The sequence below is a fragment of the Microbacterium sp. Beta genome (assembly GCF_005502545.1).
GTDB classification, from domain to species: domain Bacteria; phylum Actinomycetota; class Actinomycetes; order Actinomycetales; family Microbacteriaceae; genus Microbacterium; species Microbacterium oxydans.
Genome location: NZ_SCOG01000001.1, coordinates 83,623 through 108,788 on the forward strand (window position 1 = coordinate 83,623; position 25,166 = coordinate 108,788).

The following is a 25,166-nucleotide window of genomic DNA, read 5'->3' on the forward strand; positions in this document are numbered from 1 at the left end:
CCCATCACAATCCCCTCCACACACCCCGCACGGAAGAACAGACATGAAGACCATGGAAACCACGATCACGCCGCTGATCGTCCCGGTCAACCTGCAGAGCGAGGATGCCGCCGAGTTCCTCGCCTTCGGCGAGCTCAACAGGCTCGTCTGCGATGAGCAGGTGGGCCTCCCGGACCTCGCGCCTGACGCCGCTCAGATGCTGCCGAACTGGCAGGATGACACGGACGCACTCGACGTGGGCTTCGTCGCCCGTATCGACGGCGGCATCGTCGGCATGGTGACGATCTCCTTCGCCCAGGAAGCCGATGCTCACGCCGCGGAGATCGACCTGCTGGTTCCGTCGGCCCACTGGGGCCGTGGCGTCGAAGAGGCGCTCCTCGACACAGCGGAGGCGGAAGCGCGCGCGCACGGTCGGAGTGTCCTGCAGATCTGGAGCCTGCACCGTCCCGAGGAGAGCGAACGGATGCTGATTCCCCGCACGGGCTGGGGACGCGTACCGGCGACGCCGCTCTCCGACCTCCTGGAGGCACGCGGTTTCGTCCTCGAACAGGTGGAGCGCAACAGTGAGTACGACCTCCGAGGCGACTCGGACCTGCTTCGCACGGCTCTGAGCGACGCTATCGCTCTGGCGGGCGAAGACTACGCGCTGCTCGAATGGGACATGCCCACGCCTCCGGAGCTGAGGGCAGGGTTCGCCGCTGTGCTCGCCCGGCTGTCCACGGACGCACCCAGCGGCGACATGGACTTCGTCGAAGAGGTCTGGGACGCCGAGCGGGTGGTGCGGCGTGAGGCGCGACTGCTCGGCGCGGGGCAGGCTGTCTCCGTGGCGGCAGTGCGTCATGTCCCGTCCGGGACCATCGTCGCGTACAACGAACTCCTCATCGCCGCCGATCGCACGGGTGTGACGCACCAGTTCGGAACGCTGGTGAGCAAGGACCACCGTGGCCATCGTCTGGGAACCATCGTGAAATGCGCCAACCTGCTCCGCTGGCGCGAGCTGATGCCTGAGTCGACCGTCGTCTCCACTTTCAACGCCGAGGAGAACCGGCCGATGCTGAACATCAACGAGGCCATCGGCTTCGTGCCGGTCTCTTACGCCGGGGCATGGCAGAAGAAGCTCTGACGAGGGTGCGGGCCCGATCTCATTCTCCGGGATGACGTCGAGCCCGCACCGTCATCCGCCCGGGCGACGACCGAGCCGGGCGGGACGGCGAGGCTGGAATCATGAACATCCCCGTGATCGAAGCCCACGCCCTCAGCAAGAACTTCGGGTCGACACGCGCCCTCGCCGGCGTCGACCTCGCCATCCATCGCGGTGAGTCCGTCGCCATCATGGGAGCCTCCGGTTCCGGGAAGACCACTCTCCTCCACGTCTTGGCGGGGATCACCGCACCTGACGCTGGCGGAGTCGTCTTCCGCCCTGCCGAGGGATCCGCCATCGAGGTCACCGCGCTCGGAGAGTCAGCGCGGTCACGACTGCGACGCGAGAAGTTCGGGTTCGTCTTTCAGCAGGGCCTTCTCATCCCCGAGCTGACCGCGGTGGAGAACGTGGCCCTCGCCTCGATGATCAACGGCATCCGACGTCAGGACGCCGTGCAGCACGCGGCATCCTGGCTGGCGGCTCTCGGACTCGCCGGGATGGAGGACCGCCGGATCGGCGAGCTGTCGGGTGGGCAGGCACAGCGCGTCGCCATCGCACGCGCCCAAGCCACCGGCGCGGAGGTCGTCTTCGCTGACGAGCCCACCGGAGCGCTGGACTCCACCACGTCCTCGGAGGTCATGGACGCGCTCCTGTGGTCCACGACCGGACAGGGCCGCACCCTCGTCGTCGTCACGCATGACGCCGAGGTCGCCGCTCGGTGCACGCGAACGATCGCAGTGCGCGACGGACGGATCATCTCGTCGGCGGTGACCGCATGAACCGCAATGTGCTCGCCCTCCTGCTTCGCCCCGCTCCCGGTCAGGGCAGCGTTATCGCTCTGCCGGTCGTCGCATTCGCCGTGGTCACGACGCTGGTTCTCACCGTCATCGGCGGGGCGCAGTCGTTCTGGGGATGGACCGACGAGTTCGCTCCTCTGTATCAAGCCCTTGCGGCCATCGCCCTCGTGCTGCTGGTCGTCCCGCTGATGTCCGTCGGCGGAGCGGCAGCTCGACTCTCCGCGCGTCGACGCGACGAGCGTCTCTCCACGCTCCGTCTGCTCGGTGTGTCGCCGGCGGGCGTGACCGTCGCCACCGTGGCGGAATCCGTGCTCGTCGCCGCGGCCGGTGCCCTGGTCGGTGTCGTCGCGCACGTCGCCCTCAGCCCCCTCATCGGACTCATCCCGTTCCGCGGCGAAGCCCTCGGATTCGGTGCCGTCGTCCTCCCGCCGGCGCAGACGGCCCTCGTGGTGGCGGCCGTGCTCGCCCTCGCGTCGACGAGTGCGATCATCGGTCTGCGTCGTGTCGTCATCTCACCGCTCGGCGTGCGCACACGCACCGATGTTCCCAAGGTGCACTGGATCCGGGCGGTGTTCGCCGTCTGTGCGATCGCCGTCGCGTTCGTGCTGATCAAGGTCTTCCCTTCCGTGGGCGGACTCGTCCTCACGATCGTCGTACTCGCCGGCCTCTTCGGCGCCGTGCTGGCAGTGCTGAACCTCGTCGGGCCGTGGGTGCTCAAGGTGGTCGCCTCAGGGCAACTCCGTCGAGCCGAGCGACCGGAGCGACTGCTCGCAGCCCGCATCGTGCTGGACTCGCCGAAAGCGGCTTGGCGGCAGGTCGGTGGTATCGCCATGGCGAGCTTCATGGCCGTCTTCGCCGGTACCGGAGTCGCGCTCTTGAGCATGATGAGCACCTCCGATGCCGCTGCCGCCGACATCGCGCTCGCCGATGACATCCGGACCGGTCTCATCATCACGCTCATCGGCTCCTTCCTGATGGTCGCGGCGTCGGTCGGGGTCAACCAGGCCTCAGACGTCCTCGACCAGCGCGAGCTGCACCGCAGTCTGCATCACCTCGGCATGCCTCTCGAGACCGTGGACAGGGCGCGACGGCGGGCGATCATGTCACCGCTGCTCGTGACCGCGATCGGCTCCGCGCTCGTGGCCGCGATCCTCGTGTTCCCGTTGGTCGGCATCGCGCTGATCACGGCACCAGAGTCGCTGCTGACCATCGCGCTCGTGGTGTCCGTCGGGATCGGTGTCGTCTGGGCGACGACGTGGGCGACCCGTCCGCTCCTGCAGCGTTCCTTCGTGTCTGCGTGAGCGCAAACCGTCCGGAGCAGCTATCTCGGCAGCCGCTGGCAGCGCGGGCAGAAGTGAGAGCCCCGGTTCATGAAGCTCTCGCGCACGATGGGCGTTCCGCACCGCGGGCAGGGCTTGCCCTGCTGCCCGTAGGCGTTGAGCGAGTGCGCGAAATAGCCGGCTTGGCCGTTGACGTTGACGTACTGCGCATCGAAGCTGGTTCCGCCCTCGGCGAGGGCTTTCGCGAGCACGAGCCGGACCTCGGCGAGCAGCCTGCGGACGGCCTGCGTCGACAGACGATCGGCCGGCGTCTCGGGGTGTATCCGCGCTGCCCACAGCGACTCGTCTGCGTAGATGTTGCCGATCCCGCTCACGACACCCTGATCGAGGAGAACACGCTTGATCGCACTCCCCCGTCGCCCCAGAGTTGCTCGAAAGCCACGGTCGTCGAATGCCGGATCCAGGGGGTCACGAGCGATGTGCGCCACCTGAGTCGGGATCCGCGATCCGCCGTCGTCGATCAGCGCATCGACGGCGAGGGATCCGAAGGTCCGCTGATCGGCGAAGACGATCGCGAGCTCGCCGTGCCGGGGATGCTCGATTCCGATCCGCACCCGCTCATGTCGTTCGGCCCCCGCGTCGGGCGCGCGCAACAGCATCTGACCGCTCATTCCGAGATGCCCGATCAGCGCAGAATCCTCGTCATCGAGCGGCAGCCACAGGAACTTCCCGCGGCGCGATGCGTCGGTGAAAATGCGTCCCTCGAGGCGAGCGACGAAGTCAGCGGCACCGGCCACGTGACGAGTGAGGGCGCGCTCGTCGAACACGCTCACCGCGGTGATGGTCGATCCGATCACGGCCGGTGCGAGGCCTGCGCGGACGACCTCGACCTCGGGAAGCTCAGGCACGCTCGCTGAGGGTACGCCACACGCTGAGGGCTGCTGCCATCTCGGCGGTCTTCTTGCTGCTGCCGGCACCCGTCATGCTCACGTCGCCCACGCTGACCGTGGCCAGGAAACGACGGTCGTGGTCTGGTCCGCTCGCCTCGACCGAGTAGCGAGGCGGGGTGGCGCCGAGCCGGGCGGCGAGCTCCTGCAGGCTGGTCTTCGGATCCATGGCCGCACCGTAGCGCTCCGGGTCAGCCAGCAGGGGCTCCGTCAGTCGGAGCACCAGTTCCGTGGCAGCGTCAGGACCTGCCGAGAGGTAGGTCGCGCCGATGACGGCTTCCATGGTGTCGGCCAGGATGGAGTCCTTGTCCCGCCCGCCGGTCTGCTCCTCGCCGCGGCCGAGCAGCAGATGGCTGCCGAGGTCGATGCCCCGAGCCACCTCGGCGAGGGCGACGGTCGACACGACGCTGGCTCGTCGCTTCGCCAGCTCGCCCTCATCGAGATCAGGATGCGTGGTGAAGAGCATGACGGTCACCGCCTGCCCGAGCACCGAGTCACCGAGGAACTCGAGCCGCTCGTTGTGCGGGATGCCGCCGTGCTCGTACGCGTAGGAGCGGTGGGTGAGGGCCAACTCCAGAAGCTCCGCGTCGATATCGACGCGGAGCTTTTCTGGGAGAGGTCTCGTCCCCCCGGGGACCTCCGTCACGGTACGCGACTCAGACGTCGGCGACCTTGCGGCCCTTGTACTCCAGGAAGAGCTCGGTGCCCTGCGAGTCGGTGACGACCTTGGCCTGGTGAGGACGGCTGTAGACGACCTGGCCGTTCTCGATGGTCTTGACGAGCGCGACGGGCGCCGCCTTCCACTGCGCGCGACGCGAGCGGGTGTTCGAACGGGATACCTTGCGCTTCGGGGGGTTACCAGCCATGACTAGCTCTCTTCTTTCTCGGCGGCACGAGATTCTTCCGTGCCGTCTTGGTCTGTGATGTTCTGGAGCGCACTCCACCGAGGATCGATGGGAGCGGCCTGCTCCGTTCCGGCGCTCACGGTCAGTCGTTCACCCGTTTTCGGGTCGAGACCCGGGCAATCCGGCTGACACACCGGCTGAAAAGGAAGTGCCAGTACGGCCGCATCCCTGACGAGAGTTTCAAGATCCACGTGGTCGTCTTGAACCTCGAAGTCAGTTTCTTCCTCACCAGGATACGCGAAAAGCTCCTGGAACTCGACTTCGACGGGCCGAGTGATGTCCATCAGGCATCTTCCGCACACGCCGGCGTACTCGGCCTCGGCGATTCCCGACACGAGGATGCCCTCGTGCACCGACTCGAGGCGGACATCGAGATCGAGCTCGGAGCCGGCCTCGTACGACACGATCCCCTCACCCCATGACTCGGCGAGGGCGACGGTGAACTCGTGTTCCCGCATCTCCCCCGGACGCCGGACGATGTCACGGACGGGGAGCACGAAAGGGCCGTTCATTCGAGAGCGCACACTCCCATGCTACCGGCCGCTGCACGCTGTCGTCCTGAATCCGCGTCCAGGCGAGAGGTTCAGATCCCTCGGGATCCCGTGTCCAGGAATGCAGCGACCGCGGGCGGAACGAAGGGACTCACATCGCCACCGAGAGACGCGACCTGGCGGACGAGGGAACTCGAGACCATGGCGTGCGAGGGGTCGGGAAGGAGGAAAACCGTCTCGATGCCGGCGAGGTGTCTGTTGACGATCGCCATCGGCGACTCGTACGCGACATCGATCTGCGAGCGGATGCCCTTCACGAGCACTCCCGCGTTGACGTCACGGGCGTAGTCGACCAAGAGCCCCATGCTCCACGAACCGATCACGATCTCGCCCTGCATGCCGTCGTCGGCGATCGACCTCTCCAGCAACGAGAGCCGCTGCGCGATGGGGAGCATCGCCTCTTTGCCCGGATTGTGCACGACCAGCACGTGCAGCTCGTCGTAGAGGGCCGCGGCGCGCCGGATCACATCGAGGTGACCCAGGGTAGGCGGATCGAAGGAACCCGGGACGACGGCGATCCGGCTGCTCATGGTTCCAGCCTAGGGCACGCCGGTTCCCCGTCAGTTCTTCGCCAGCGCCGCCCGATCCTCGTCGCTCACCCGGCGCCCGATGGCCTCGCGGAGACCCGGGTGATCAGCCAGCTGCGGGTCGGCGGCGAGGATACCTTCCGCGACCTCGCGTGCGCGGGTGATCAGCCCTGCGTCCTTCACCACCCTGAGCAGCTTCAGAGAGGAGCGAACGCCCGCCTGGGCGGCGCCCAGCACGTCGCCTTCGCCGCGCAGCTCGAGATCGACCTCCGCCAGGGCGAACCCGTCGAGAGTCGCCGCCACCGCGTCGACGCGCTCACGGGCCAGCGTGCCCGCCTCAGCCTCGGTCACGAGCAGGCAGAGCCCTGGCACGCCGCCTCGACCGACCCGGCCGCGGAGCTGATGCAGTTGAGAGACCCCGAACCGGTCCGCGTCGAGGACGATCATCGTCGACGCGTTCGGCACGTCGACGCCCACCTCGATCACGGTCGTGGCCAGGAGCAGATCGATGTCACCGCGTGCGAACGACTGCATCACGGCATCCTTCTCATCCGCTGGCATACGACCGTGGAGCACGGCACGCCGCAGTCCACCCAGCGTCGGATGGGTCGCCAACGCCTCATCGAGCTGCACCACGCCCCAGCGCGGCCCTGACGCTCCCTCCGGAGCGAGTGCCTGCTGCTCCCCCGCCTCCGTCGTCTTCTTGGCCGTGTCGATCGCGGCGCACACCGCGAAGACCTGCCGTCCCTGGGCTATCTCCTCGGCGGCGCGCTCCCACACACGGTTGAACCACCCCGGGTGCTCTGCGAGCGGGGCGACGAAGGACTCGATGCCGGCACGCCCGGCCGGCATCGTGCGGATCACGGAGGTGTCGAGGTCGCCGAAGACGGTCATCGCGACCGTCCTCGGGATCGGAGTCGCGGTCAGCACCAGCGCGTGCGGACTCGATCCCTTCGCGCGCAGCGCCTCGCGCTGCTCGACGCCGAACCGATGCTGTTCGTCGACGACGACCAGACCGAGATCGGCGAAGGTGGTCTTCTCGCCCAGCAGCGCATGAGTACCCACGACGATCAGTGCCTGACCCGAAGCGACCCGCAGGGCTGCCTTGCGGCGATCGGCCGCCGGCATCTGACCGGTCAGGAGTGTCGGCATCAACAGCGGCGCGAGATCGGGACCGAGCATCTTGGTGATCGAGCGAAGGTGCTGCCCCGCGAGCACCTCCGTCGGCGCGATCAAGGCGGCCTGGCCGCCGCTCTCCGCCACCTGCAGCATCGCCCGCAGAGCGACCAGGGTCTTGCCGGAGCCGACTTCTCCCTGGACCAGACGGTTCATGGGCCAGGCGCCCACGAGGTCCGCGGCGATCTGTCGTCCCACCGTCTCCTGGTCGGCGGTGAGCGTGTACGGGAGGCTTGCATCGAAACGTTCGAGCAACCCGCCGGGCATCGAGGGGCGAGACGTGGCGGCCAGCGCCCGGATCGCGTCGCGCTGCTGCAGGAGCGCCGTCTGCAGGGTGAGGGCCTCATGCATTCGCAGCGTCCGCACGGCCGGATCGATGTCGTTCCGTGTCCGCGGTCGATGCACGAGCTCCAGCGCCTCGCGCGCGGTGAGCAGTTCTTCGCGCTCCCTGATCTCCGCGGTCAGGGGATCGGGCGCGTCCACCAGGTCGTCGAGAACCCGACCGACCAGTCGGGCGATCTGCCATGTCTGGATCGCGGACGTGGCGGGGTAGATGGGGATCGGCACGGTGGCGCGCGCGTCGGCGCTGCGACGGGCGGCGTCCTCATCATCGAACAGCTCGTACTCGGGGTGGGCGAACTGCGTCACGCCGTTGAACTCCCCGACCTTGCCGGAGAACACACCGCGACGACCGACTGCGAGATCCTTCGAGCGCCACTCCGCCGCGCCGACGTTCTTCGCGAAGAACGTGAGAGACATGCGTCCGATGCCGTCGCCGATCACGACGTCGACCATCGCACCGGGACGGTTCCGCATCCGTCGGAAGCTCGAGGAGAGCACCTCGGCCACGATGGTGACTGTCTCGCCGAGCGGGAGGTCACGGATGGGCGTCAGCTCTCCCGGATCGGCGTAGCGGCGAGGGTAGTGGGACAGGAGGTCGCCGACGCTCTTCATGCCGAAGGCCCGACCGAGCGTCTTGGACGACGCCGCACCGATGGCGTCCTCCAACGAGGAATCGAGCGTGAGCGACATGCTCCGAGTCTAGGGAACACGACGGACACGGCAGGCACTCGAGCTGTCGTATCGTGAACGGGTGACGAGGATCATCGCAGGCAGCGCCAGAGGGGCCCGGCTCGAGGTTCCGGGCTCGGGAACCCGACCCACGAGCGACCGTGTACGCGAATCGCTGTTCGGCGCGCTGGAGTCCCTGAGCGCCATCGCCGGCGCACGGGTCCTCGACCTGTACGCCGGTTCGGGCGCCCTCGGACTCGAGTCGCTCAGCCGTGGAGCAGCGAGCGTCGAGTTCGTGGAACGCGGCCGCCAGGCCGCAGCCATCGTCCGACGCAACGCGGAAGTCGTCGCGAAGGCGGGGAGCCTCCCGCTCGGGCGCGTTCACGAGAGCACGGCGCATGCCTTCCTGCATCGCGCCGTCGGACCCTACGACCTCGTGTTCAGCGATCCGCCCTACGACCTCGACGACGCGGCCATGACGGCAGACCTCGTCGCGCTCGCACCGCTGCTGTCCTCGGACGCCGTGGTGGTGGTGGAACGAGCTCGTCGGTCCACGCCTCCGGACTTCGGCGCCGCGAACCTGGAGCAGTTCCGCGAGAAGTCGTACGGCGACACGAACCTGTGGTGGGCCGAGCCGGCGACGGAGGACGAGGACCCTGGCCCCATGGGTCAGCCCGCGGCCGAGTCCCAGTCCCGATAGGGATCCCAACCGCTGAGGTCGACCGGCTGCTCATCGCACAGCAGGTCCTCATCGCCGGCGGCGCGCACCCTGCCGATGGCTCGGAACGCCGGCGGCAGGAGCCCCTCGGGAAAGGTGGCGAGCAGCGCGTGATCCTCTCCCCCGGCGAGAGCTCGCGCCGGATCGGTGCCGAGAAGCGCACTGTCGAGGGCGATCGTCACGCCGGACGCGGCAGCCATCCGTCGCGCATCGAGAGCCAGCCCGTCGGAGATGTCCATCATGGCGGTCGCGCCGGCCGTCGCCGCCACCGCGCCGAGACCGATCGGGGGCGACGGGCGCAACTGCGCCTTCACGGCTTCGCTCTCGCCTGCTGCGAGAGCGCCAGGGTCGACGGGCACCGGCACATCCCCATCCCGGAACCTCCCGAACAGAACGGCGAGACCGCGTGCCGCGTGACCTAGCTCCCCGGCGACGGCGACCACGTCACCAGGACGTGCGCCGCTCCGCGTCACCGCTGCGCGTCCCTCCAGGTCGCCCAGGGCCGTGACCGCGACGGTCAACGTGTCGGAGACGGTGAGATCACCACCGACGACCGCACAGCCCGGCGCGAGCGCGGCACAGGCATCCCGGAAGCCGTCGGCGAGTCGCTCGACGAAGGAGACTCGTAGTTCGCGCGGCACCGCGAGTGCGACCAGGAGCGCCGTCGGGCGCGCGCCCATGGCAGCGACGTCCGCGAGATTCACCGCCGCAGACTTCCAGCCGAGGTCGTATCCGCTGGACCAGGCGAGGCGGAAGTCGGGGCCGTGCACCAGCGTGTCGGTCGTCGCCACCACGGAGCCCGACGGGGTCGCTATCACTGCGGCGTCATCGCCCGGCCCGATGATCGCGTGCGAGGCGGCCGGCGTGCGTGACAGTATCGCGCGGAGGATGCGCCCTTCGGGCACATCTCCCAGGCGTGGATCGTCGGCGTCGGGTCGGGAGGGCATGCTGTCAAAGGTAGCCTGGAAGCATGCCCCGTTCCCGTCGCCTCGCTGCCCTCGCCGGAGCAGCGGCACTCAGCGCTGTGCTCGCCGGCTGTGCGACCACCGTGCATCTCGAGCCCGCAGCGGATGCGAACAACCCCGCATGCGCGAACGTGTCTGTACTGCTCCCGGAGAGCGTCGGCGGTCTCGATCGCGTCTTCACCGATGCGCAGGCGACAGGTGCGTGGGGAGACCCCACGGTCGTTCTGCGCTGCGGCGTAGAACCCCCTGCTCCGTCCGCGCTGGTGTGCACGACCATCGGAGGAGTCGACTGGCTGGTCCTCGACCAGGAGGAGGAGCGTCAGCGCCTCGTCACGTTCGGTCGCGACCCTGCGGTGGAGGTCACGATCAAGCGCGGCGAGCAGATCGACTTCCAGACCATCGTCGACAAGATCTCGGCCAGCATCCAGTCGGGGCTTCAGCCTGCCACCGGGCAGTGCACTGATCGCGTCGAGTTCCCCGCGGGCTGATCCCCCGGGGAACCGGACGCTCAGCGGCGAAGGCCGGCTTCGACGAGCTCGGTGATGAGATCGCCGTAGCTCAGACCCGACGCGACCCAGCACTTGGGGAACATCGAGATGGGCGTGAACCCCGGCATCGTGTTGAGCTCGTTCACCACGAGTTCGCCGGAGGGTGTCAGGAACATGTCGACACGCGCGAGCCCGCGCCCGTCCACCGCCTCGAAGGCCTGGACGCCGATCTCCTGGATGGCGGTGCGCTCCGCCTCAGTGAGGTCCGCAGGACACACGACGTCCACACCGTCCCCACCGAGGTACTTGCCCTCGAAGTCGTAGAAACCCCGCGACGTCAGCACGATCTCCCCGGGGAGCGATGCACGGACGCCGTCGACGCCCTCGAGCACGGCGACCTCGATCTCGCGGCCGCTCACGCCGGTCTCGATCAGCACCTTGTCGTCCTCGGCGAACGCCACGGCCAGCGCCGCATCGAGCTCGTCGGCATTCTCGACCTTGGAGACGCCGACACTCGAGCCCGCCCGCGCGGGCTTCACGAACACAGGAAGACCGAGGCCTGCGGCCCGCGTGCGCACGTCGGAGGCGTCACGGTCCCAGTCCTTTCGCCGCACCGTCACCCAGGGCGCGACCGGGATCCCGGCCGCCTCCAGGGCGATCTTCATGAAGTGCTTGTCCATGCACAGTGCGGAATCGAGCACGCCACCACCGGCGTAGGGAACCTCGAGCGTGTCGAAGTATCCCTGGATCGTCCCGTCCTCGCCGTGCGGTCCGTGCAGGATCGGGAGCACGACATCGATCTCACCGAGGCCCGCGACGGAGCCGTCGGTCTGCACCACACGGAGTGTGCGATCGCCTCCCGGCTCGGGCCACAGGACGCGCGTGCCGTTGTCGACGACCTCCGGGAGGTGCTCCGCGTCCAGGGGGAACTTCGCCGGGTCGTCGTCCTCGAGCACGAAAGCGCCCTCGCGAGTGATCCCGACGGGGATCACGTCGTATCGGTCGCGATCAATCGCCCCCAGAACGCCCCCCGCCGTTGCGGAACTGATCGAATGCTCGCTGGAGCGCCCGCCGAAGAGCACCACCACCGTCTGCTTGTCCATGGTTGGTCCTCTCACCCTGCGGGGTGTCGTCGTCCGTCGTCAGGTGGGGTGCGATGTCCCGCGGATCCATCTTGCCGTCGAGCACCATCTTCACCTGCTCGACGATGGGCATGTCGATCTCCGCCTCGCGCGCCAGCTGGAGGATCGGCGCGACGGACGCGAGCCCCTCTGCGGTCTGCTGCATCTGCTTCACCACGTCCTGGAAGCTGTACCCCTGTCCGAGCAGACGCCCGGCGGTGTTGTTGCGACTCAACGGGGACTGGCATGTGGCGATGAGATCGCCGAGACCCGCGAGACCCTGGAGAGTCTCCGGATGCGCGCCGTTCGCCACGGCGAAGTCGGTCATCTCCACCAGTCCGCGGGTGATGATCGACGCCTTGGTGTTCTCGCCATAGCCCACGCCGTCGACGATCCCGATCGCGACCGCGATCAGGTTCTTCAGGACGCCGCCGAACTCGGTTCCGATCACGTCGGTGTTCACGAAGGTGCGGAAGTAGCTGTTCCGTGCTGCGCGTGCGACGATCTCCGCCGTCTCCTGGCTCCGCGAGGAGATGACGGCTGCGGTCGGCTGCTCACGGGCGATCTCGAGCGCGAGGTTCGGCCCGGACGCCACGGCCACGCGATCGGGGTCGCAGCGCAGCTCCTGCTGGATGACCTGACTCATCCGCAGCCCGGTGCCGCGCTCGACACCCTTCATGAGGCTGATGATCTTCGTGTCGCTGTCGGCGATCAGCGGCCGCAGCGCCTTCAGGTTCTCCCGCAACGACTGGCTCGGCACGGAAAGATAGACCTGGTCGACGCCGTCGAGCGCGGTCGCGAGCTCATGCGTCGCAGCCATGGTGCGCGGAAGGTTGATCCCTGGCAGGTAGCGGGAGTTCCGCTTGCCCTCGTTGATCTCCTGCGCGAGCTCGGCTCGGCGCGCCCACATCGTCACCTGCGCGCCGCCGTCGGCGAGGATCTTCCCGAAGGTCGTGCCCCAGCTGCCCGCGCCGATCACGGCGACTCGTGGACCGACCGGCGCGGTTCTCTTAGGAGTCAAGGCGTCCCGTCTCCTTCTGGCCGTGGGTTGCGGGATTCCAACGTTCGGCCGGTGCCTTCTCGTCGCGGATTTCCTCGAGGAGCGCCGTGATCGCGTTCATAAGCCGAGTGGTCGCTTCGTTGAGGGCTGCCGGCTCCCCGGCGCGCCCTCGCAGATCGGACACGTCGACCGGGTCGCCGATGAGCACCGTCACGGGCTTGCGCAGCGGCCAGAGGCTCAGACCCTTCTGGTAGCGCCCCATGATCTCCTGCGTGCCCCACTGTGCCATCGGGATCAGCGGGATGCCGTCGGCGAGTGCCAGTCGCACCGCGCCCGACTTGCCGCGCATCGGCCACAGGTCGGGATCCCGCGTCAGCGTGCCTTCCGGATAGACGATCACGCCGCGGCCGTGCTCCACGAGCTCTTCCGACTGCTTCATCGTCTGACGCGCGGACGCCGCAGAAGACGTCCGGGCGACGGGGATCATGCCCGTGCGGTGCAGGAACCAGCCGAGAACGGGAACCTTGAACAGGCTCTCCTTGGCCATGAACCGCGGCGCACGACCGGCACGCCACACGGCGACCGCGACGATCAGCGGATCGAACTCCGAGTAGTGGTTGGGCGCCAGGATGTAGGAACCCTGCTGCGGCAGCTTCTCGGCCCCGCGGATCCGGATCTTCGCGATCAGCGACACCGGGGGGATGACGAGCGCCGCGAGCGGCCAGAAGATGCTCGGACGCTTCGTCTCCGATGAACGGGACGTCACGGCGGTCACCGGATGACGTCGAAGTCGGCGCCGAGCGCGTCGAGCTTGGCGAGGAACTTCTCATACCCCCGGCTCAAGATGTCGACACCCGACACCTTCGATTCGCCCGTGGCCGTCAGGGCTGCGATCACATGGCTGTATCCCCCGCGAAGGTCGGGGACCACGATGTCGGCACCGTGCAGCGGTGTGGGGCCGGTGATGACGGCGGCCTGTTCGAGGTCGCGACGAGGAACGCGCCGCGGTCCGTCCTGCAGACCCCGGGGGTGCACGACGATGTCGGCACCCATCTTCACGAGCGCGTCGGTGAAGCCCATGCGGTTCTCATACACCGTTTCGTGCACGACCGAGCGACCGTGCGCCTGGGTCAGTGCGACCACGAGCGGCTGCTGCCAGTCGGTCATGAAGCCGGGGTGCACATCCGTCTCGATCACGACCGGCTTGATGTCGCCGTCGCGACGGAACAGGATGCCGTCCTCCTGGATGTCGAACCAGCCGCCAGCCTTGCGGAAGACGTTGAGGAAGGTCAGCATCTCCTGCTGCTTGGCGCCGCCGACGAAGATCTCACCGTCGGTGGCCAGCGCTGCGGATGCCCACGATGCGGCTTCGTTGCGGTCGAAGATCGAGCGGTGGTCGTAGCCGCGGAGCTTCTCCACGCCTTCGATCACGATGACCCGGTTCGGCTCGTAGGAGATGATCGCGCCCATCTTCTGCAGCACGGCGATCAGGTCCATGATCTCGGGCTCGATGGCCGCGTTGCGCAGCTCGGTGACGCCTTCGGCGCGGACTGCGGTCAGCAGCACCTGCTCGGTCGCGCCGACGCTCGGGTACGGGAGGTGGATGTTCGCGCCGTGCAGGCGGGTTCCCCCGGTCGAGAGGCGGATGCCGCTGGGGAGCTTCTCGACGATGGCGCCGAACTTGCGCAGTGCGTCCAGGTGGAAGTCGATCGGACGGTCGCCGATGCGGCAGCCGCCGAGGTCGGGGATGAACGCCTGGCCGAGCCGGTGCAGCAGCGGGCCGCAGAACAGGATCGGGATGCGCGATGCCCCCGCGTGCGCGTCGATCTCCTCGAAGTGCGCGGACTCGACATCGCTCGGGTCGAACACGAGCGAACCGGGCTCATCGCCCTCTGAGACGCGGACGCCGTGGACTTCGAGCAACGAGCGGACGACGGCCACATCGCTGATCGCCGGCACATCGCGCAGGGTGCTCACGGTCTCGCCGAGGAGCGAGGCGACCATGGCTTTGGTGGCCAGGTTCTTCGCGCCCTTGACGTCGACGCGTCCCCGGAGCGGGCGTCCGCCGCGAATGGCGAGGACGTCTCCGGTGAGTGCAGGGACTCCGTCCGGAAGAGCGTCGCGCACAGGTGTCGTCATTCGGAGCCTCACTTCATCTACGGATTTCGGGGGCGGGTTGCCCCTGGCTCCCCCGCCCCCACCGTCTACTGAACGGGAAGGGTTCGGGGCCGCCACGACTCGCGACGGGCCTCGAACTGCGCGATCTTGTCTTCGTTGCGCAGCGTGAGCCCGATGTCATCGAGCCCTTCGAGGAGCCGCCATCTAGTGTAATCGTCGATCCCGACCTCGGCCTGGACGTCACCGATCGACGCGGTGCGCGCCTCGAGGTCGACGGTCATCTGCGCACCGGGATTCCGGTCGATCTCGGCCCAGAAACGCTCGAGATCCTCTTCCGAGATCGTCGCGGCGAGCAGGCCCTGCTTGCCCGCATTGCCGCGGAAGATGTCGGCGAAACGCGGGCTGAGCACGACCTTGAAGCCGAAGTCGCGCAACGCCCACACGGCGTGCTCACGGCTGGAACCGGTGCCGAAATCAGGACCGGCGACAAGCACGGAGGCACCCTGGAAAGAGGGCTGGTTGAGCACGAACTCGGGGTCCTGCCGCCAGCCGTGGAACAGTGCGTCTTCGAAGCCGGTCTTCGTGACGCGCTTCAGGAACACCGCAGGGATGATCTGGTCGGTGTCGACGTTCGAACGCTTCAGCGGAGCGGCGATGCCGGTGTGGGTGGTGAACTTCTCCATGGGTCAGAACCCTTCCGTCAGGTCGCTCGGGCTGGACAGGGTGCCGCGGATCGCCGTCGCAGCGGCGACGAGGGGCGACACGAGGTGAGTGCGCCCTCCCTTGCCCTGACGACCCTCGAAGTTGCGGTTCGATGTCGATGCGCAGCGCTCCCCCGGGGCCAGCTGATCGGGGTTCATGCCCAGGCACATCGAACAGCCGGCGAAGCGCCACTCCGCACCGAAGTCCTTGATCACCTTGTCCAGGCCCTCGGCCTCGGCCTCCAGGCGCACTCTGGCGGATCCGGGCACCACCATGACGCGGACGCCATCGGCCTTCTTCTTGCCCTGGATGATCGATGCGAACGCGCGCAGATCCTCGATGCGACTGTTGGTGCACGAGCCCATGAAGACCGCGTCGACCGGCACCTCCTTGAGAGGAGTGCCCGGAATCAGATCCATGTACTCCAGGGCGCGCTCGGCGGCCGCGCGCTCGTTCGGGTCGTCGATCTCGGCGGGATTCGGAACCGCGGCGGAGAGCGAGCTCCCCTGTCCGGGGTTGGTACCCCACGTCACGAAGGGCTCCAGCTCGTCGGCGTCGATGAAGACCTCCGCGTCGAACGTCGCCCCGTCGTCGGTCGGGAGCGTGCGCCAGTAAGCGACGGCATCGTCCCAGTCCTGGCCCTTCGGGGCGTGCGGGCGGCCCTCGAGGTAGACGAAGGTCGTCTCGTCCGGCGCCACCATCCCGGCGCGGGCACCGGCCTCGATCGACATGTTGCAGATCGTCATGCGACCCTCCATGGAGAGCGCTCGGATCGCACTGCCGCGGTACTCGAGGACGTAGCCCTGACCGCCTCCGGTCCCGATCTTCGCGATCACGGCCAGGATGATGTCCTTCGCCGTGACGCCGGCACGCAGAGTGCCCTCGACGTTGATGGCCATCGTCTTGAAGGGCTTGAGCGGAAGCGTCTGGGTCGCCATGACGTGCTCGACCTCGCTGGTGCCGATGCCGAACGCCATCGCACCGAACGCGCCGTGGGTGGACGTGTGCGAGTCACCGCAGACCACGGTGATCCCGGGCATCGTCAATCCGAGCTGAGGACCGACGACGTGCACGATCCCCTGCTCCGCATCGCCGAGCGAATGCAGACGCACACCGAACTCGGCCGCGTTGCGCCGGAGCGTCTCGATCTGCGTCCGGCTGGTCAGGTCTGCGATCGGCTTGTCGATCTCCCACGTCGGGGTGTTGTGGTCCTCGGTCGCGATCGTCAGGTCAAGGCGCCGCAGTGGACGCCCCTCGCTGCGCAGGCCGTCGAACGCCTGCGGGCTGGTGACCTCGTGCACGAGGTGGAGGTCGATGTAGATGAGGTCGGGCTCCCCGTCCTCGCCCTTCACGACGAGGTGGTCGTCCCAGACCTTCTCGGCGAGTGTCCTGGGGCGTGCGGAATCCGCACCGGCGGTGGTGGTCATGGCGTGTCTCCTGTGGCTGGCGGTTCGGCCCACGATGGACTCCGCGACGAGGAGGGGCTCAGAACGAGGTCTCGTCGCGGCGCCTAAGAAGAAGGAGCACGGTCCGCATGACGTCAGATTACCACCGCTCCGACATGCCCCGACCCGTCATGACACTCTGAGGACACCCGCACCAGCTGCGCATCGACCGACCGAGAGGCACCGCATGACCGTCGACACCGCCCGCTTCGCCACCCGCGCGGTCCATGCGGCGAGAAGCAGAGAGACGGCCGCCTCGCGGGCCACGCCGATCTACCTCACTGCGGGCTTCGAGTTCGATGACTTCGACCACGCGGCGGATCATTTCAGCACCGGTACCGGATTCGGGTACACCCGAACGGGGAACCCCACGGTGCGCGCGGTGGAGCGCCAGCTCGCCGCTCTCGAGTCGGGGGCGGACGCGGTTCTGGTCGCGAGCGGGCAGGCCGCCGTGGCGACGGCTCTGCTCACCGTCGCGGGTGCCGGCGATCACATCGTCTCCTCCACGCACATCTACGAAGGCACGAGGGGTCTCTTCCTCGACAACCTGGCCCGACTCGACATCGAGACCACGTTCATCGACGACATCTCCGACCCGGAGGCCTGGCGTGCCGCGATCCGCCCGAACACGCGGGCACTGTTCGCGGAGTCGCTCGCGAACGCCCGCAACGACGTTCTCGATGTGCGCGGCGTCAGCGACATCGGCGACGAGCACGCGATCCCGCTGATCGTCGACAACACGCTGGCGACGCCGGCGCTGCTGCGTCCGATCGAGCATGGTGCGGCCATCGTGGTGCACTCCGCTTCGAAGTTCCTCGCCGGGCACGGATCCGTCCTCGGCGGTGTGATCGTCGACGACGGCCGTTTCGACGCAGACCTCGCCGGCCACAATGCACCCCACCTGGTCCTTCCCGGTCGTGGTGACACGCCCAGCGTCTTCGCCCGCCACGGCGGACGCGCACGGATCGGGTACGCGCGAGAGTCCGTGGCCCCGCGATTCGGCGCTTCCCCCTCGCCTCTCAACGCCTTCCTGATCGGGCAGGGCGTGGAGACCCTGGGGCTGCGTGTGGAGAGGCAGTCACGGAATGCACTGCAGATCGCGCAGTGGCTGGAGCAGCACGCCGAAGTCGAGAGCGTGGACTACGTCGGGCTCCCCTCCCACCCGGATCACGAACTCGGGCGACGGTATCTCGATGGTGGCTCCGGCTCGATCTTCACGTTCACGTTGCGAGGGGGGCTTCCGGCGGCTCGAAGATTCGTCGAGCACGTGCAGGTTTTCACGCACATGACCCACATCGGCGACGTGCGCTCTCTGGTGCTGCACCCAGGAACGACGAGTCATGCCCAGCGGACCGAAGAGGAGCGCGAGGTCCTCGGCGTCCGTCCGGGAACTCTGCGACTCTCGATCGGCATCGAGGACGTGGACGATCTCATCTCCGACCTGTCCCACGTGCTGCAGCACGTGCGGGAGACGGTGGCATGAGCCGCCCACAGCACTTCGGCTGGTTCCTCGCGCGCGGCTTCGGGCCGCAGGGGTGGGGCTACCCCGCGCTCGATTGGGACTACGACTGGACGCGCCCCGACGTCTATCAGCACGCCGCACGCACGCTCGAACAGGCGGGGTTCGATCTCGTCATCATCGAGGATGCGCCGTCGCTGGGATCGCCCTCGACGATCGACCTGCGCGTGCGGCATGCGTTCGGCGGCCCCAAACACGACCCTCTTCTCCTCGCGCCCTACCTCTTCCAGGCCACCAGGCACCTCGGCGTGGTGCCCACCGTCAACCCGGCGGCCTACCTCCCGTACACCGCGGCGCGGCAGTTCGCGACGCTGCAGCACCTGAGCGGACACCGGCTGGGCCTCAACGTCGTCACCGACACGGGCAGCGCACGGCACTTCTCCGACGCGGCGCAGCTCGGCCACGACGAGGCATACGACCGGGCAGAGGAATGGCTCTCCGGTATCCGCGCCCTGTGGCGCAGCTGGGATGACGGCGCATTGCTCGCCGACCGTGAGACCGGTGTCTTCGCGGACGGCAGCCGGCTGCGGGCCACCGAGCATCGCGGCGAGTACTTCGCCTTCGACGGGCCGCTGAACGCCGTGCCCTTCACCGACGGGGATCCCGCGATCGTCTCACCCGGCGGTTCCGGCCGCGGGCTCGGCTTCGCAGGCGCCAACTCCGATGTGCAGCTCGCGCTCGCTCCGTTGCACGAGAAATCCGTGCGAGAGTATCGCGCCAAGGTGCACGATGCCGCGCTCGCGAAGGGAAGGCGACCCGAGGACATCAAGATCCTCTTCGCCATCCAGCCCGTGATCACGTCGTCGAGCGAGGAGGCCGATCGGATCGTCGCGGCGTCGGCGCAGCCCGACGATTCCGCCCTCGTCCAGATCGCGCGCAAGCAGTCGAGCGACCTCGAGACCGATCTGACCTCCCTCGACCTCGACGAGCCACTCGACATCTCCATCTTCGGAGCGCACGTCTCCCGTGGGAGCATCCAGCGTCTGGTCGGCGATCGCGACCAGGATGCCCCGTTGCGCGCTCACCTCACAGCCCTCGCCCGCACCGGCAGGATCACGGACCGTACGGGGTTCGTCGGGACCGCGCACGAGTTCGCCGATCTGATCGAGGAGCTCGGCGAATGGGGCAACGACGGCGTGCTGCTCTGGGGCGACTTCCATCCGGTGACCCTCCACCGAACGCTCGACGAGCTCGTCCCCGTCCTGCGTCGACGCGGCATCCTCCGGCGCGAGTACGCGGAGGGCGGCCTGCAGGCGAACCTCCACCAGTTCTGACCGATTCCGACCGAGCCTCACCAACCCCGCGAGCCGGGAACGCCCTTGAAGGGGCCGACGACCCACGAGGTGACCCAGCCGCCGTAGAACCCGCCCGGCTGCGGAGAAGCGACCTCGTCGCCGACGGTGCACTCATCCATCTGCCCCGCGTACACGGCGACCCGATCGGACAGGATCTCGAACCCGCGAGCCGGCTGCGGGTAGGTCCAGGCGGCTCCTGGGCGCACCGTGTCGCCGGCGCGCACATCGAAGTATCGTGCGGAGCCCTTGAACTCGCAGAACGACGAGCCGGCGGCGTCGACGAGAGCACCGGGGACGAAGTCCGCGATCGGAAGATAGTAGACCGGAGGATGACTCGTCTCCAGCACGCGGACGGCGTCCACCGTGTCGGCGATCAGCTGGCCGCCGAGCCGGATCGTGATGCGCTCCACGACTGCCTCGACACGCGGTGGCCTCGGGTAGTCCCAGACGGATTCCTGCCCAGCGGCGGGGGCGATGGGGCGCGGCGTGTGCATCTGCTCACCCTACGTCTGCTCGCGATATGTCGCGCGATACCGTGCCACGTCATTCGACGGGGGTCGTGGTCCTCGCCGCCCGCTTCTCACGCGCGGAGGCGATGAGGCTCGCGACCGTGGCGATGGTCATCGACGCCAGGATCACGCCGAGCGAGACCATGTTGCTGATGTCGGGGACCCATTCCACGTGCTCCCCGCCGTTGATGAACGGCAGTTCGTTGACATGCAGGGCGTGCAGGATCAGCTTCACGCCGATGAAGCCGAGGATGACGGCGATGCCGTAATGGAGGTAGCGCAGGCGATCGAGCAGATCGCCGAGCAGGAAGTACAGCTGACGCAGACCCATGAGCGCGAAGATGTTCGCCGAGAAGACGAGGAAGCCGTTCGTCGTGATCTCGAAGATCGCGGGGATCGAGTCGATCGCGAAGATCAGGTCGGTCACACCGATCGTGATGAAGACGATCACCATGGGCGTCCACATCCGCTTGCCGTCGACCGTCGTGCGGATCTTCGAGCCGTCATAGGTCTCGCTGATGTCGACTCGACGACGCAGCAGACGGACGATGAAGTTCTCGCGCTGCACCTCTCCCTCGTGGTCACCCTCCGGCATCGCCTGACGGATCGCGGTCCAGATGAGGAACGCGCCGAAGATGTAGAAGATCGGCGAGAAGTTCTCGACGATCGCGACACCGGCCAGGATGAAGAGCCCGCGCAGCACCAGCGCGATGATGATGCCGATCATGAGCACCTGCTGCTGCAGGCGCCGCGGTACGGCGAACTGCGCCATGATCAGCACGAACACGAACAGGTTGTCGATCGAGAGGCTGTACTCCAGTGCCCACCCGGTGATGAAATCGCCCGCGTTCTGCCAGCCGCCGACGTTGCCGAGGATCACCGCGAACAGCAGCGCGAGGCCGACGTAGAACACGACCCAGAGGGTGGACTCCTTCGTCGACGGGATGTGCGGCCGAAGCCGGATGAGCAGCAGGTCACCGATCAGGATGATCGTGAGGACGACCATCGAGGTGATCTCGAACCAGACGGGGATTTCCAAGGGCGCACTGGACCTTTCGCGGAGGGGTCGGGAAGGAGTCGAAAGTCTCTCCCCCGCACGGATGTGCGTCGCGCGCCCGGAGCAACGATGACGGTGCTCGTGATGACGGACGCGCGTTTGCGGGATACTCCCTCTCGCCCGGGCAATGCTACCCGAGGCACGGGGCGAGCGGGAACGGATTGCATTCGAATCTCATCCGCCCGCTCGGCATGGACCACCGATCTGAGACGATGGGGCGGCGATCGACACTCTCCTCGTGAGAGACACCGAACGGAACCAGGATGCCCCTGCACACAGATGATCAGAGATGGGCGGCGCAGGCCGCGGGCGGCGACGAGAGCGCCTTCCGCGAGCTGTACCGCGCTCACGTGCGACCCGTGTACTGGATCGCTCAGGGAATCCTCGCCTCGTCGGCGGATGCCGAGGACGTGACACAGGAGACGTTCGTCGTCGCCTGGCGGAAGCTGCCCGACCTCGAACTCCGGGGCGAGTCGATCCTTCCGTGGCTCGCCACGATCTGCCGGTTCCAGGCGGCGAATCGGCTCCGGCAGCGTCGGCGAGACCAGGCGCACACCGCCGAGGCCGTCGACGAGACACTGCTGGCGGACACGGTGAGCGTCGAGGAACAGGTCATCACCGCGGAGCTCGCGGCGCGGATCACCCGCGAGGTGGGCACGCTCAGCGAGTTGGATCGTGAGGTCTTCCGTCTGTGCGCCACGGAGGGATACGCCTACCAGGTCGCTGCGGATGAGCTCGGGGTGACGCACGCCGTCGTCCGGAACCGTCTCTCACGAGTGCGCACGCAGCTGCGAGGCGCCGTGACCGAAGCGAGGGACGCATGAACGACCAGACCACCAGCGGCGACCTGCCAGAGCTCTCGGACGAGACCATCGCCCGCATCGAAGATGCCGTGTTCACAGAGATCGCCGCAGAGCGGGCGCGGGCACCGCGCACCGCGAAAGAGACGCGGTCGCGGCGACGCGGCTGGCTCACGGCAGGCGGTATCGCTGCAGCCTTCGCTGTCGGAGTTCTCGTGACCCCGCCCATCCTCAGCGCGGTCGGCGGGGCGAGCTCCGTCACCGCCGACGGCGTCAGCATGTCCGAAGACTCCGCCACGGATGCCGCACCGTCGGGTCCCGAGCGGATCACGGGTCTGACCGCCGAGTCGGCACCGGACGGCGCTCTGAGCCCGGACGCGAGCGCGGGTGCGCTTCCCGGCGTTGCGGCGAACGACAGCGGTCGCGAGATCATCGCCACGGCGCAGGCGACCGTTCAGGTGAAGGACATCTCCGAAGCAGCAGCTGAGATCGCCGCTCTCGCCGAGGAGCACGGCGGCTACGTCGAGAGCACCGAGATCGGGAAGTCGGTCGCCGTCGACGGCTCGTCCGAGCCCGTTCCAGATCCCGCAGACTCGGCATACGGCTGGATCAGCATCCGAGTGCCATCCGCCGACCTCCCGAAGGCGATCGCCGCACTCGACGACACCGGCGAAGTACTCTCCTCTTCCACCTCGAAGCAGGATGTGACCTCCGTCGCGATCGACCTGCAGGCCAGGGTCGACTCCACCAAGGCGTCCGTCGAGCGGCTCACGCAGCTGATGGCGCAGTCGGGCAGCGTCTCCGAGCTGATCGAGGCCGAGGTGGCGCTCACCGACCGTCAGGCGCAGCTCGAATCGTACGAACAGCAACTCGCCGCGCTCGACGACCAGGTCGCCATGTCGTCGCTGCAGGTGCAGCTGACGAAGGCGACCGCACCGACGACTGCCGACCCTGCGGGCTTCGGGGACGGTCTGATGGCGGGATGGAACGGACTCGTCGTGTCGCTGAATGCTCTGGTGATCGCGGTCGGCTTCCTCCTCCCCTGGCTCGCGATCGCGGGCGCCGTCGTGCTGCTCGTCTGGCTCATCCGCCGCGCCCGGCGGCGCCGGCGTCGTCGCGACCAGCAGGTCCCGTCCCAGCCCGAGGCCGCCGAAGGCAACTGATCGCCCGAAGTGAAATGGGCCGGTTCTCCTGACGTGAGGAACCGGCCTGTTCCTTGATTTTCCGCGGTATACAAGAACACTTGTGCGTTTGACGCCGTGAGCCTAGCGTCGTCTTCCGTGGAAGACATCTCCGTTATCACCGCTGTGCACCATCCGCTGCGCCGCCGCATCTACGACTATCTGCTCCTGTACGGAACGGCACAGGTCACGGCGATCGCCCGCGCGCTGGACAGTCAGGTCGGCAGCATCAGCCATCACCTTCGCATGTTGGAGCGCGCCGGCGTCGTCGAACGCGCCCCTGATCCCGACGGAGACAAGCGCACGAGCTGGTGGAGAGTGGCACGTCGGGGTCTCACCTGGTCGACAGACGATTACGCGGACTCGCCCGCCGATGCCCTCCTCGCCCGTGAGGCGCAGCGTCAGGGTATCCGTATGCAGATCGACCGGCTCCAGCGCTGGCATCGCCATCGCCATGACCCCGCATACGCCGAGTACGACGGATCCAACACGGAGACCACGGCGTGGGCCTCACCCGACGAGCTACGGGATCTCTCCGCGCGGCTGCTCGAGACGATCAGGGAGTGGCAGGACGGCATCGATCTCGACGACGGCCGAGGCCGTGCTCCCGTCTTCGTGTTCGCGCACGCGTTCCCGACGGAGCCCTGATGTCCGCCGTCACCGACCCGGAGGAGATCGTCGCCCCTCCCCCTTTCCGTCGCGATCGTCTCGTGCACGCCTGGATCGGAGTGAAGGCGCTGTCGGATGCCGGCGATGCGCTGTGGACCATCGCGCTCGCCTGGACGGCCGTCCAGGTGGCCTCCCCCGCTGTCGCCGGTCTGATCGTCGCTGCCGGTACCGTGCCGCGTGCCGTGATCCTGCTGTTCGGAGGGGTGATCGCCGACCGCGCGGACCCGCGCCGCATCATGCTCGTGTTCAACGTGCTGCGCGTGGGCGTGCTCGTCGCCGTGGCGCTGTGGGTACTCGCCACCCCGCCCACCGTCTCGGTTCTGCTGTTCGCGGCGATCGCGTTCGGGGTGTGCGACGCGTTCTACGAGCCGTCCGCCGGGACGATCGCCCGTCAGCTCGTGCGAGCCGTCGACCTTCCCTCCTACGGCGCAGCAGCTCAGACGGCCTCGCGGCTGGGGACCATGGGAGGGGCGGCGATAGGCGGATTCATCGTGGCCCATGCCGGCCTTGCGGGAAGCGCGTCCGTGAACGCCCTGACCTTCACACTGGTCGTCGCCTTCATCGCGATCTGGCTCCGCCCGCGCTTCCGCCTCACCAGAGCGGAGAAGGAGTCGGCACTGCGCGGGATCGCACGCGGGTTCGCGCACCTCGCCGAGAATCCCACGACCCGCACGCTCGTGATCGCCCTCTCCGGGCTCAATCTGGCGGTCGGCCCGGCGATCGGAATCGGACTCGCCCTCCGCGCCCATGCGGAGGGGTGGGGCGCGCAAGCCGTCGGACTCTTCGAAGCGCTGCTCGGGCTCGGTGCAGCGCTCGGCGCGATCTCCGTCGCGAAGTGGCGTCCGAGCCACGAGGCCCGCGGCGGGTTCCGGGCGCTGGTGCTTCAAGGCGCCGGGATCATCGCGCTCGGAATCGGGCCGGCGTGGAGCGTCGCCGTGGCGGCCTTCGTCATCGGCGCGACGGCTGGTTACGCATCGGTGCTGTTGAGCGCGACGTTCTCGGCCACCGTCGACACCGCCTACCTCGGCCGGATGAGTTCGCTCACGCGCCTCGGCGACGACTGTCTGATGCCGCTGGCGATGGCCGGATTCGGTGCTCTCGCGTCGTCGACGGCGCTCTGGGTGCCGTTCGCACTCTTCGGAGGAGCCATGATGGCGCTGATGATCCTGCCCCTGAGCAACCGTGCATTCCGGTCGTTGTCGTTGAGGCCCGCTGTATGAGCGACGACCACCCTGGGCAACGAG

26 protein-coding genes are annotated in these 25,166 nt (G+C 68.0%); 11 read left to right on the forward strand and 15 right to left on the reverse strand.

The window, feature by feature from the left end; all coding sequences use genetic code 11:
* Positions 1 to 43 precede the first annotated feature (43 nt).
* The 3 genes from FFS56_RS00465 to FFS56_RS00475 all read left to right on the forward strand — a co-directional run bounded on the left by FFS56_RS00465 (position 44) and on the right by FFS56_RS00475 (position 3,239).
* Entirely contained in the window at positions 44 to 1,123 is a 1,080-nt protein-coding gene (locus tag FFS56_RS00465; RefSeq protein WP_052748752.1) for a GNAT family N-acetyltransferase, read from the forward strand.
* 101 nt (positions 1,124 to 1,224) lie between these two features.
* Positions 1,225 to 1,920 carry an ABC transporter ATP-binding protein gene (locus tag FFS56_RS00470; RefSeq protein ID WP_046748454.1) on the forward strand — a complete coding sequence of 232 codons (696 nt, stop codon included), beginning with the start codon at positions 1,225 to 1,227 and terminating at the stop codon, positions 1,918 to 1,920.
* Positions 1,917 to 3,239 carry a permease gene (locus FFS56_RS00475; protein ID WP_127012232.1) on the forward strand — a complete coding sequence of 441 codons (1,323 nt, stop codon included), beginning with the start codon at positions 1,917 to 1,919 and terminating at the stop codon, positions 3,237 to 3,239. Before FFS56_RS00470 ends, FFS56_RS00475 begins: the two co-directional genes overlap by 4 nt.
* Before the next feature lie 20 nt (positions 3,240 to 3,259).
* Here the strand turns inward: FFS56_RS00475 and mutM are convergent, their stop codons facing one another.
* From mutM to FFS56_RS00505, 6 genes are all read right to left on the reverse strand, one after another.
* On the reverse strand, positions 3,260 to 4,126 hold the full coding sequence (gene mutM, locus FFS56_RS00480; RefSeq protein WP_046748453.1) for a bifunctional DNA-formamidopyrimidine glycosylase/DNA-(apurinic or apyrimidinic site) lyase: 867 nt from the start codon (positions 4,124 to 4,126) through the stop codon (positions 3,260 to 3,262).
* The gene (rnc, locus tag FFS56_RS00485; protein WP_046748452.1) at positions 4,119 to 4,811 is read right to left on the reverse strand and encodes a ribonuclease III; all 693 of its coding nucleotides are present in this window, start codon (positions 4,809 to 4,811) and stop codon (positions 4,119 to 4,121) included. Before rnc ends, mutM begins: the two co-directional genes overlap by 8 nt.
* 10 nt (positions 4,812 to 4,821) lie before the next feature.
* Positions 4,822 to 5,031, reverse strand: a complete 210-nt coding sequence (rpmF, locus tag FFS56_RS00490) for a 50S ribosomal protein L32 (RefSeq protein ID WP_017830754.1) — start codon at positions 5,029 to 5,031, stop codon at positions 4,822 to 4,824.
* A 2-nt stretch (positions 5,032 to 5,033) separates the two neighbouring features.
* On the reverse strand, positions 5,034 to 5,582 hold the full coding sequence (locus FFS56_RS00495) for a DUF177 domain-containing protein (protein WP_127012977.1): 549 nt from the start codon (positions 5,580 to 5,582) through the stop codon (positions 5,034 to 5,036).
* Positions 5,583 to 5,653: 71 nt separating this feature from the next.
* Complete coding sequence (coaD, locus tag FFS56_RS00500) at positions 5,654 to 6,151, reverse strand: pantetheine-phosphate adenylyltransferase (protein WP_046748450.1); 498 nt, start codon at positions 6,149 to 6,151, stop codon at positions 5,654 to 5,656.
* A gap of 30 nt (positions 6,152 to 6,181) precedes the next feature.
* Complete coding sequence (locus tag FFS56_RS00505) at positions 6,182 to 8,356, reverse strand: ATP-dependent DNA helicase RecG (RefSeq protein ID WP_046748449.1); 2,175 nt, start codon at positions 8,354 to 8,356, stop codon at positions 6,182 to 6,184.
* A 61-nt stretch (positions 8,357 to 8,417) separates the two neighbouring features.
* Between FFS56_RS00505 and rsmD the strand changes: the two genes are divergently transcribed.
* Positions 8,418 to 9,035, forward strand: a complete 618-nt coding sequence (rsmD, locus tag FFS56_RS00510; protein ID WP_046748448.1) for a 16S rRNA (guanine(966)-N(2))-methyltransferase RsmD — start codon at positions 8,418 to 8,420, stop codon at positions 9,033 to 9,035.
* Here rsmD and thiL read toward each other — a convergent pair.
* Positions 9,005 to 10,000, reverse strand: coding sequence for a thiamine-phosphate kinase (gene thiL, locus FFS56_RS00515; protein ID WP_127012233.1), 996 nt, complete (start codon positions 9,998 to 10,000; stop codon positions 9,005 to 9,007). The two genes, rsmD and thiL, sit on opposite strands and share 31 nt — an antisense overlap.
* 23 nt (positions 10,001 to 10,023) lie before the next feature.
* Here thiL and FFS56_RS00520 point away from each other — a divergent pair, with 23 nt between their 5' ends.
* Positions 10,024 to 10,506: a DUF3515 domain-containing protein gene (locus tag FFS56_RS00520; protein ID WP_046748446.1), complete on the forward strand. Its 483-nt coding sequence runs from the start codon at positions 10,024 to 10,026 to the stop codon at positions 10,504 to 10,506.
* A 20-nt stretch (positions 10,507 to 10,526) separates the two neighbouring features.
* Here the strand turns inward: FFS56_RS00520 and FFS56_RS00525 are convergent, their stop codons facing one another.
* The 6 genes from FFS56_RS00525 to leuC all read right to left on the reverse strand — a co-directional run bounded on the left by FFS56_RS00525 (position 10,527) and on the right by leuC (position 16,874).
* Complete coding sequence (locus FFS56_RS00525) at positions 10,527 to 11,609, reverse strand: D-alanine--D-alanine ligase family protein (RefSeq protein ID WP_046748445.1); 1,083 nt, start codon at positions 11,607 to 11,609, stop codon at positions 10,527 to 10,529.
* Positions 11,515 to 12,648 carry an NAD(P)H-dependent glycerol-3-phosphate dehydrogenase gene (locus tag FFS56_RS00530; protein ID WP_046748444.1) on the reverse strand — a complete coding sequence of 378 codons (1,134 nt, stop codon included), beginning with the start codon at positions 12,646 to 12,648 and terminating at the stop codon, positions 11,515 to 11,517. The genes FFS56_RS00525 and FFS56_RS00530 overlap by 95 nt, the downstream gene beginning before the upstream one ends.
* Entirely contained in the window at positions 12,638 to 13,402 is a 765-nt protein-coding gene (locus FFS56_RS00535) for a lysophospholipid acyltransferase family protein (protein WP_046748443.1), read from the reverse strand. The genes FFS56_RS00530 and FFS56_RS00535 overlap by 11 nt, the downstream gene beginning before the upstream one ends.
* On the reverse strand, positions 13,399 to 14,766 hold the full coding sequence (murA, locus tag FFS56_RS00540; RefSeq protein ID WP_046748442.1) for a UDP-N-acetylglucosamine 1-carboxyvinyltransferase: 1,368 nt from the start codon (positions 14,764 to 14,766) through the stop codon (positions 13,399 to 13,401). The genes FFS56_RS00535 and murA overlap by 4 nt, the downstream gene beginning before the upstream one ends.
* Before the next feature lie 65 nt (positions 14,767 to 14,831).
* Complete coding sequence (gene leuD, locus FFS56_RS00545) at positions 14,832 to 15,428, reverse strand: 3-isopropylmalate dehydratase small subunit (protein WP_058630588.1); 597 nt, start codon at positions 15,426 to 15,428, stop codon at positions 14,832 to 14,834.
* Positions 15,429 to 15,431: 3 nt separating this feature from the next.
* Positions 15,432 to 16,874 carry a 3-isopropylmalate dehydratase large subunit gene (gene leuC, locus FFS56_RS00550; RefSeq protein ID WP_127012234.1) on the reverse strand — a complete coding sequence of 481 codons (1,443 nt, stop codon included), beginning with the start codon at positions 16,872 to 16,874 and terminating at the stop codon, positions 15,432 to 15,434.
* A 205-nt stretch (positions 16,875 to 17,079) separates the two neighbouring features.
* Here leuC and FFS56_RS00555 point away from each other — a divergent pair, with 205 nt between their 5' ends.
* Both FFS56_RS00555 and FFS56_RS00560 read left to right on the forward strand, forming a co-directional pair.
* Positions 17,080 to 18,375 carry a PLP-dependent transferase gene (locus tag FFS56_RS00555; RefSeq protein ID WP_058630586.1) on the forward strand — a complete coding sequence of 432 codons (1,296 nt, stop codon included), beginning with the start codon at positions 17,080 to 17,082 and terminating at the stop codon, positions 18,373 to 18,375.
* Positions 18,372 to 19,685, forward strand: coding sequence for an LLM class flavin-dependent oxidoreductase (locus FFS56_RS00560; protein WP_046748438.1), 1,314 nt, complete (start codon positions 18,372 to 18,374; stop codon positions 19,683 to 19,685). Before FFS56_RS00555 ends, FFS56_RS00560 begins: the two co-directional genes overlap by 4 nt.
* Positions 19,686 to 19,702: 17 nt before the next feature.
* On the opposite strand, the gene FFS56_RS00565 is transcribed toward FFS56_RS00560, so the two are convergent.
* The gene (locus FFS56_RS00565) at positions 19,703 to 20,200 is read right to left on the reverse strand and encodes a DUF427 domain-containing protein (protein ID WP_046748437.1); all 498 of its coding nucleotides are present in this window, start codon (positions 20,198 to 20,200) and stop codon (positions 19,703 to 19,705) included.
* A 49-nt stretch (positions 20,201 to 20,249) separates the two neighbouring features.
* Positions 20,250 to 21,254, reverse strand: coding sequence for a TerC/Alx family metal homeostasis membrane protein (locus FFS56_RS00570; RefSeq protein ID WP_127012236.1), 1,005 nt, complete (start codon positions 21,252 to 21,254; stop codon positions 20,250 to 20,252).
* 281 nt (positions 21,255 to 21,535) lie between these two features.
* On the opposite strand from FFS56_RS00570, the gene FFS56_RS00575 reads away from it, so the two are divergent.
* From FFS56_RS00575 to FFS56_RS00590, 4 genes are all read left to right on the forward strand, one after another.
* The gene (locus tag FFS56_RS00575) at positions 21,536 to 22,096 is read left to right on the forward strand and encodes a sigma-70 family RNA polymerase sigma factor (protein WP_058630584.1); all 561 of its coding nucleotides are present in this window, start codon (positions 21,536 to 21,538) and stop codon (positions 22,094 to 22,096) included.
* A complete protein-coding gene (locus FFS56_RS00580; protein ID WP_046748434.1) occupies positions 22,093 to 23,235 on the forward strand; it encodes a DUF4349 domain-containing protein in 1,143 nt (380 codons plus the stop codon). Before FFS56_RS00575 ends, FFS56_RS00580 begins: the two co-directional genes overlap by 4 nt.
* Before the next feature lie 117 nt (positions 23,236 to 23,352).
* Entirely contained in the window at positions 23,353 to 23,901 is a 549-nt protein-coding gene (locus tag FFS56_RS00585) for a helix-turn-helix domain-containing protein (protein WP_127012237.1), read from the forward strand.
* A complete protein-coding gene (locus tag FFS56_RS00590; protein ID WP_046748432.1) occupies positions 23,901 to 25,142 on the forward strand; it encodes an MFS transporter in 1,242 nt (413 codons plus the stop codon). The genes FFS56_RS00585 and FFS56_RS00590 overlap by 1 nt, the downstream gene beginning before the upstream one ends.
* The last annotated feature ends 24 nt before the right edge of the window (positions 25,143 to 25,166 follow it).

Bases quoted from the DNA above. Each gene is read 5' to 3' on its own strand.
- FFS56_RS00465 (WP_052748752.1), top strand. From the start codon at position 44: ATGAAGACCATGGAAACCACGATCACGCCGCTGATCGTCCCGGTCAAC.
- FFS56_RS00470 (WP_046748454.1), top strand. From the start codon at position 1,225: ATGAACATCCCCGTGATCGAAGCCCACGCCCTCAGCAAGAACTTCGGG.
- FFS56_RS00475 (WP_127012232.1), top strand. From the start codon at position 1,917: ATGAACCGCAATGTGCTCGCCCTCCTGCTTCGCCCCGCTCCCGGTCAG.
- rpmF (WP_017830754.1), bottom strand. From the start codon at position 5,031: ATGGCTGGTAACCCCCCGAAGCGCAAGGTATCCCGTTCGAACACCCGC.
- FFS56_RS00495 (WP_127012977.1), bottom strand. From the start codon at position 5,582: ATGAACGGCCCTTTCGTGCTCCCCGTCCGTGACATCGTCCGGCGTCCG.
- coaD (WP_046748450.1), bottom strand. From the start codon at position 6,151: ATGAGCAGCCGGATCGCCGTCGTCCCGGGTTCCTTCGATCCGCCTACC.
- FFS56_RS00505 (WP_046748449.1), bottom strand. From the start codon at position 8,356: ATGTCGCTCACGCTCGATTCCTCGTTGGAGGACGCCATCGGTGCGGCG.
- thiL (WP_127012233.1), bottom strand. From the start codon at position 10,000: ATGCCCTCCCGACCCGACGCCGACGATCCACGCCTGGGAGATGTGCCC.
- FFS56_RS00520 (WP_046748446.1), top strand. From the start codon at position 10,024: ATGCCCCGTTCCCGTCGCCTCGCTGCCCTCGCCGGAGCAGCGGCACTC.
- FFS56_RS00525 (WP_046748445.1), bottom strand. From the start codon at position 11,609: ATGGACAAGCAGACGGTGGTGGTGCTCTTCGGCGGGCGCTCCAGCGAG.
- murA (WP_046748442.1), bottom strand. From the start codon at position 14,766: ATGACGACACCTGTGCGCGACGCTCTTCCGGACGGAGTCCCTGCACTC.
- leuD (WP_058630588.1), bottom strand. From the start codon at position 15,428: ATGGAGAAGTTCACCACCCACACCGGCATCGCCGCTCCGCTGAAGCGT.
- leuC (WP_127012234.1), bottom strand. From the start codon at position 16,874: ATGACCACCACCGCCGGTGCGGATTCCGCACGCCCCAGGACACTCGCC.
- FFS56_RS00555 (WP_058630586.1), top strand. From the start codon at position 17,080: ATGACCGTCGACACCGCCCGCTTCGCCACCCGCGCGGTCCATGCGGCG.
- FFS56_RS00560 (WP_046748438.1), top strand. From the start codon at position 18,372: ATGAGCCGCCCACAGCACTTCGGCTGGTTCCTCGCGCGCGGCTTCGGG.
- FFS56_RS00565 (WP_046748437.1), bottom strand. From the start codon at position 20,200: ATGCACACGCCGCGCCCCATCGCCCCCGCCGCTGGGCAGGAATCCGTC.
- FFS56_RS00575 (WP_058630584.1), top strand. From the start codon at position 21,536: ATGCCCCTGCACACAGATGATCAGAGATGGGCGGCGCAGGCCGCGGGC.
- FFS56_RS00580 (WP_046748434.1), top strand. From the start codon at position 22,093: ATGAACGACCAGACCACCAGCGGCGACCTGCCAGAGCTCTCGGACGAG.
- FFS56_RS00590 (WP_046748432.1), top strand. From the start codon at position 23,901: ATGTCCGCCGTCACCGACCCGGAGGAGATCGTCGCCCCTCCCCCTTTC.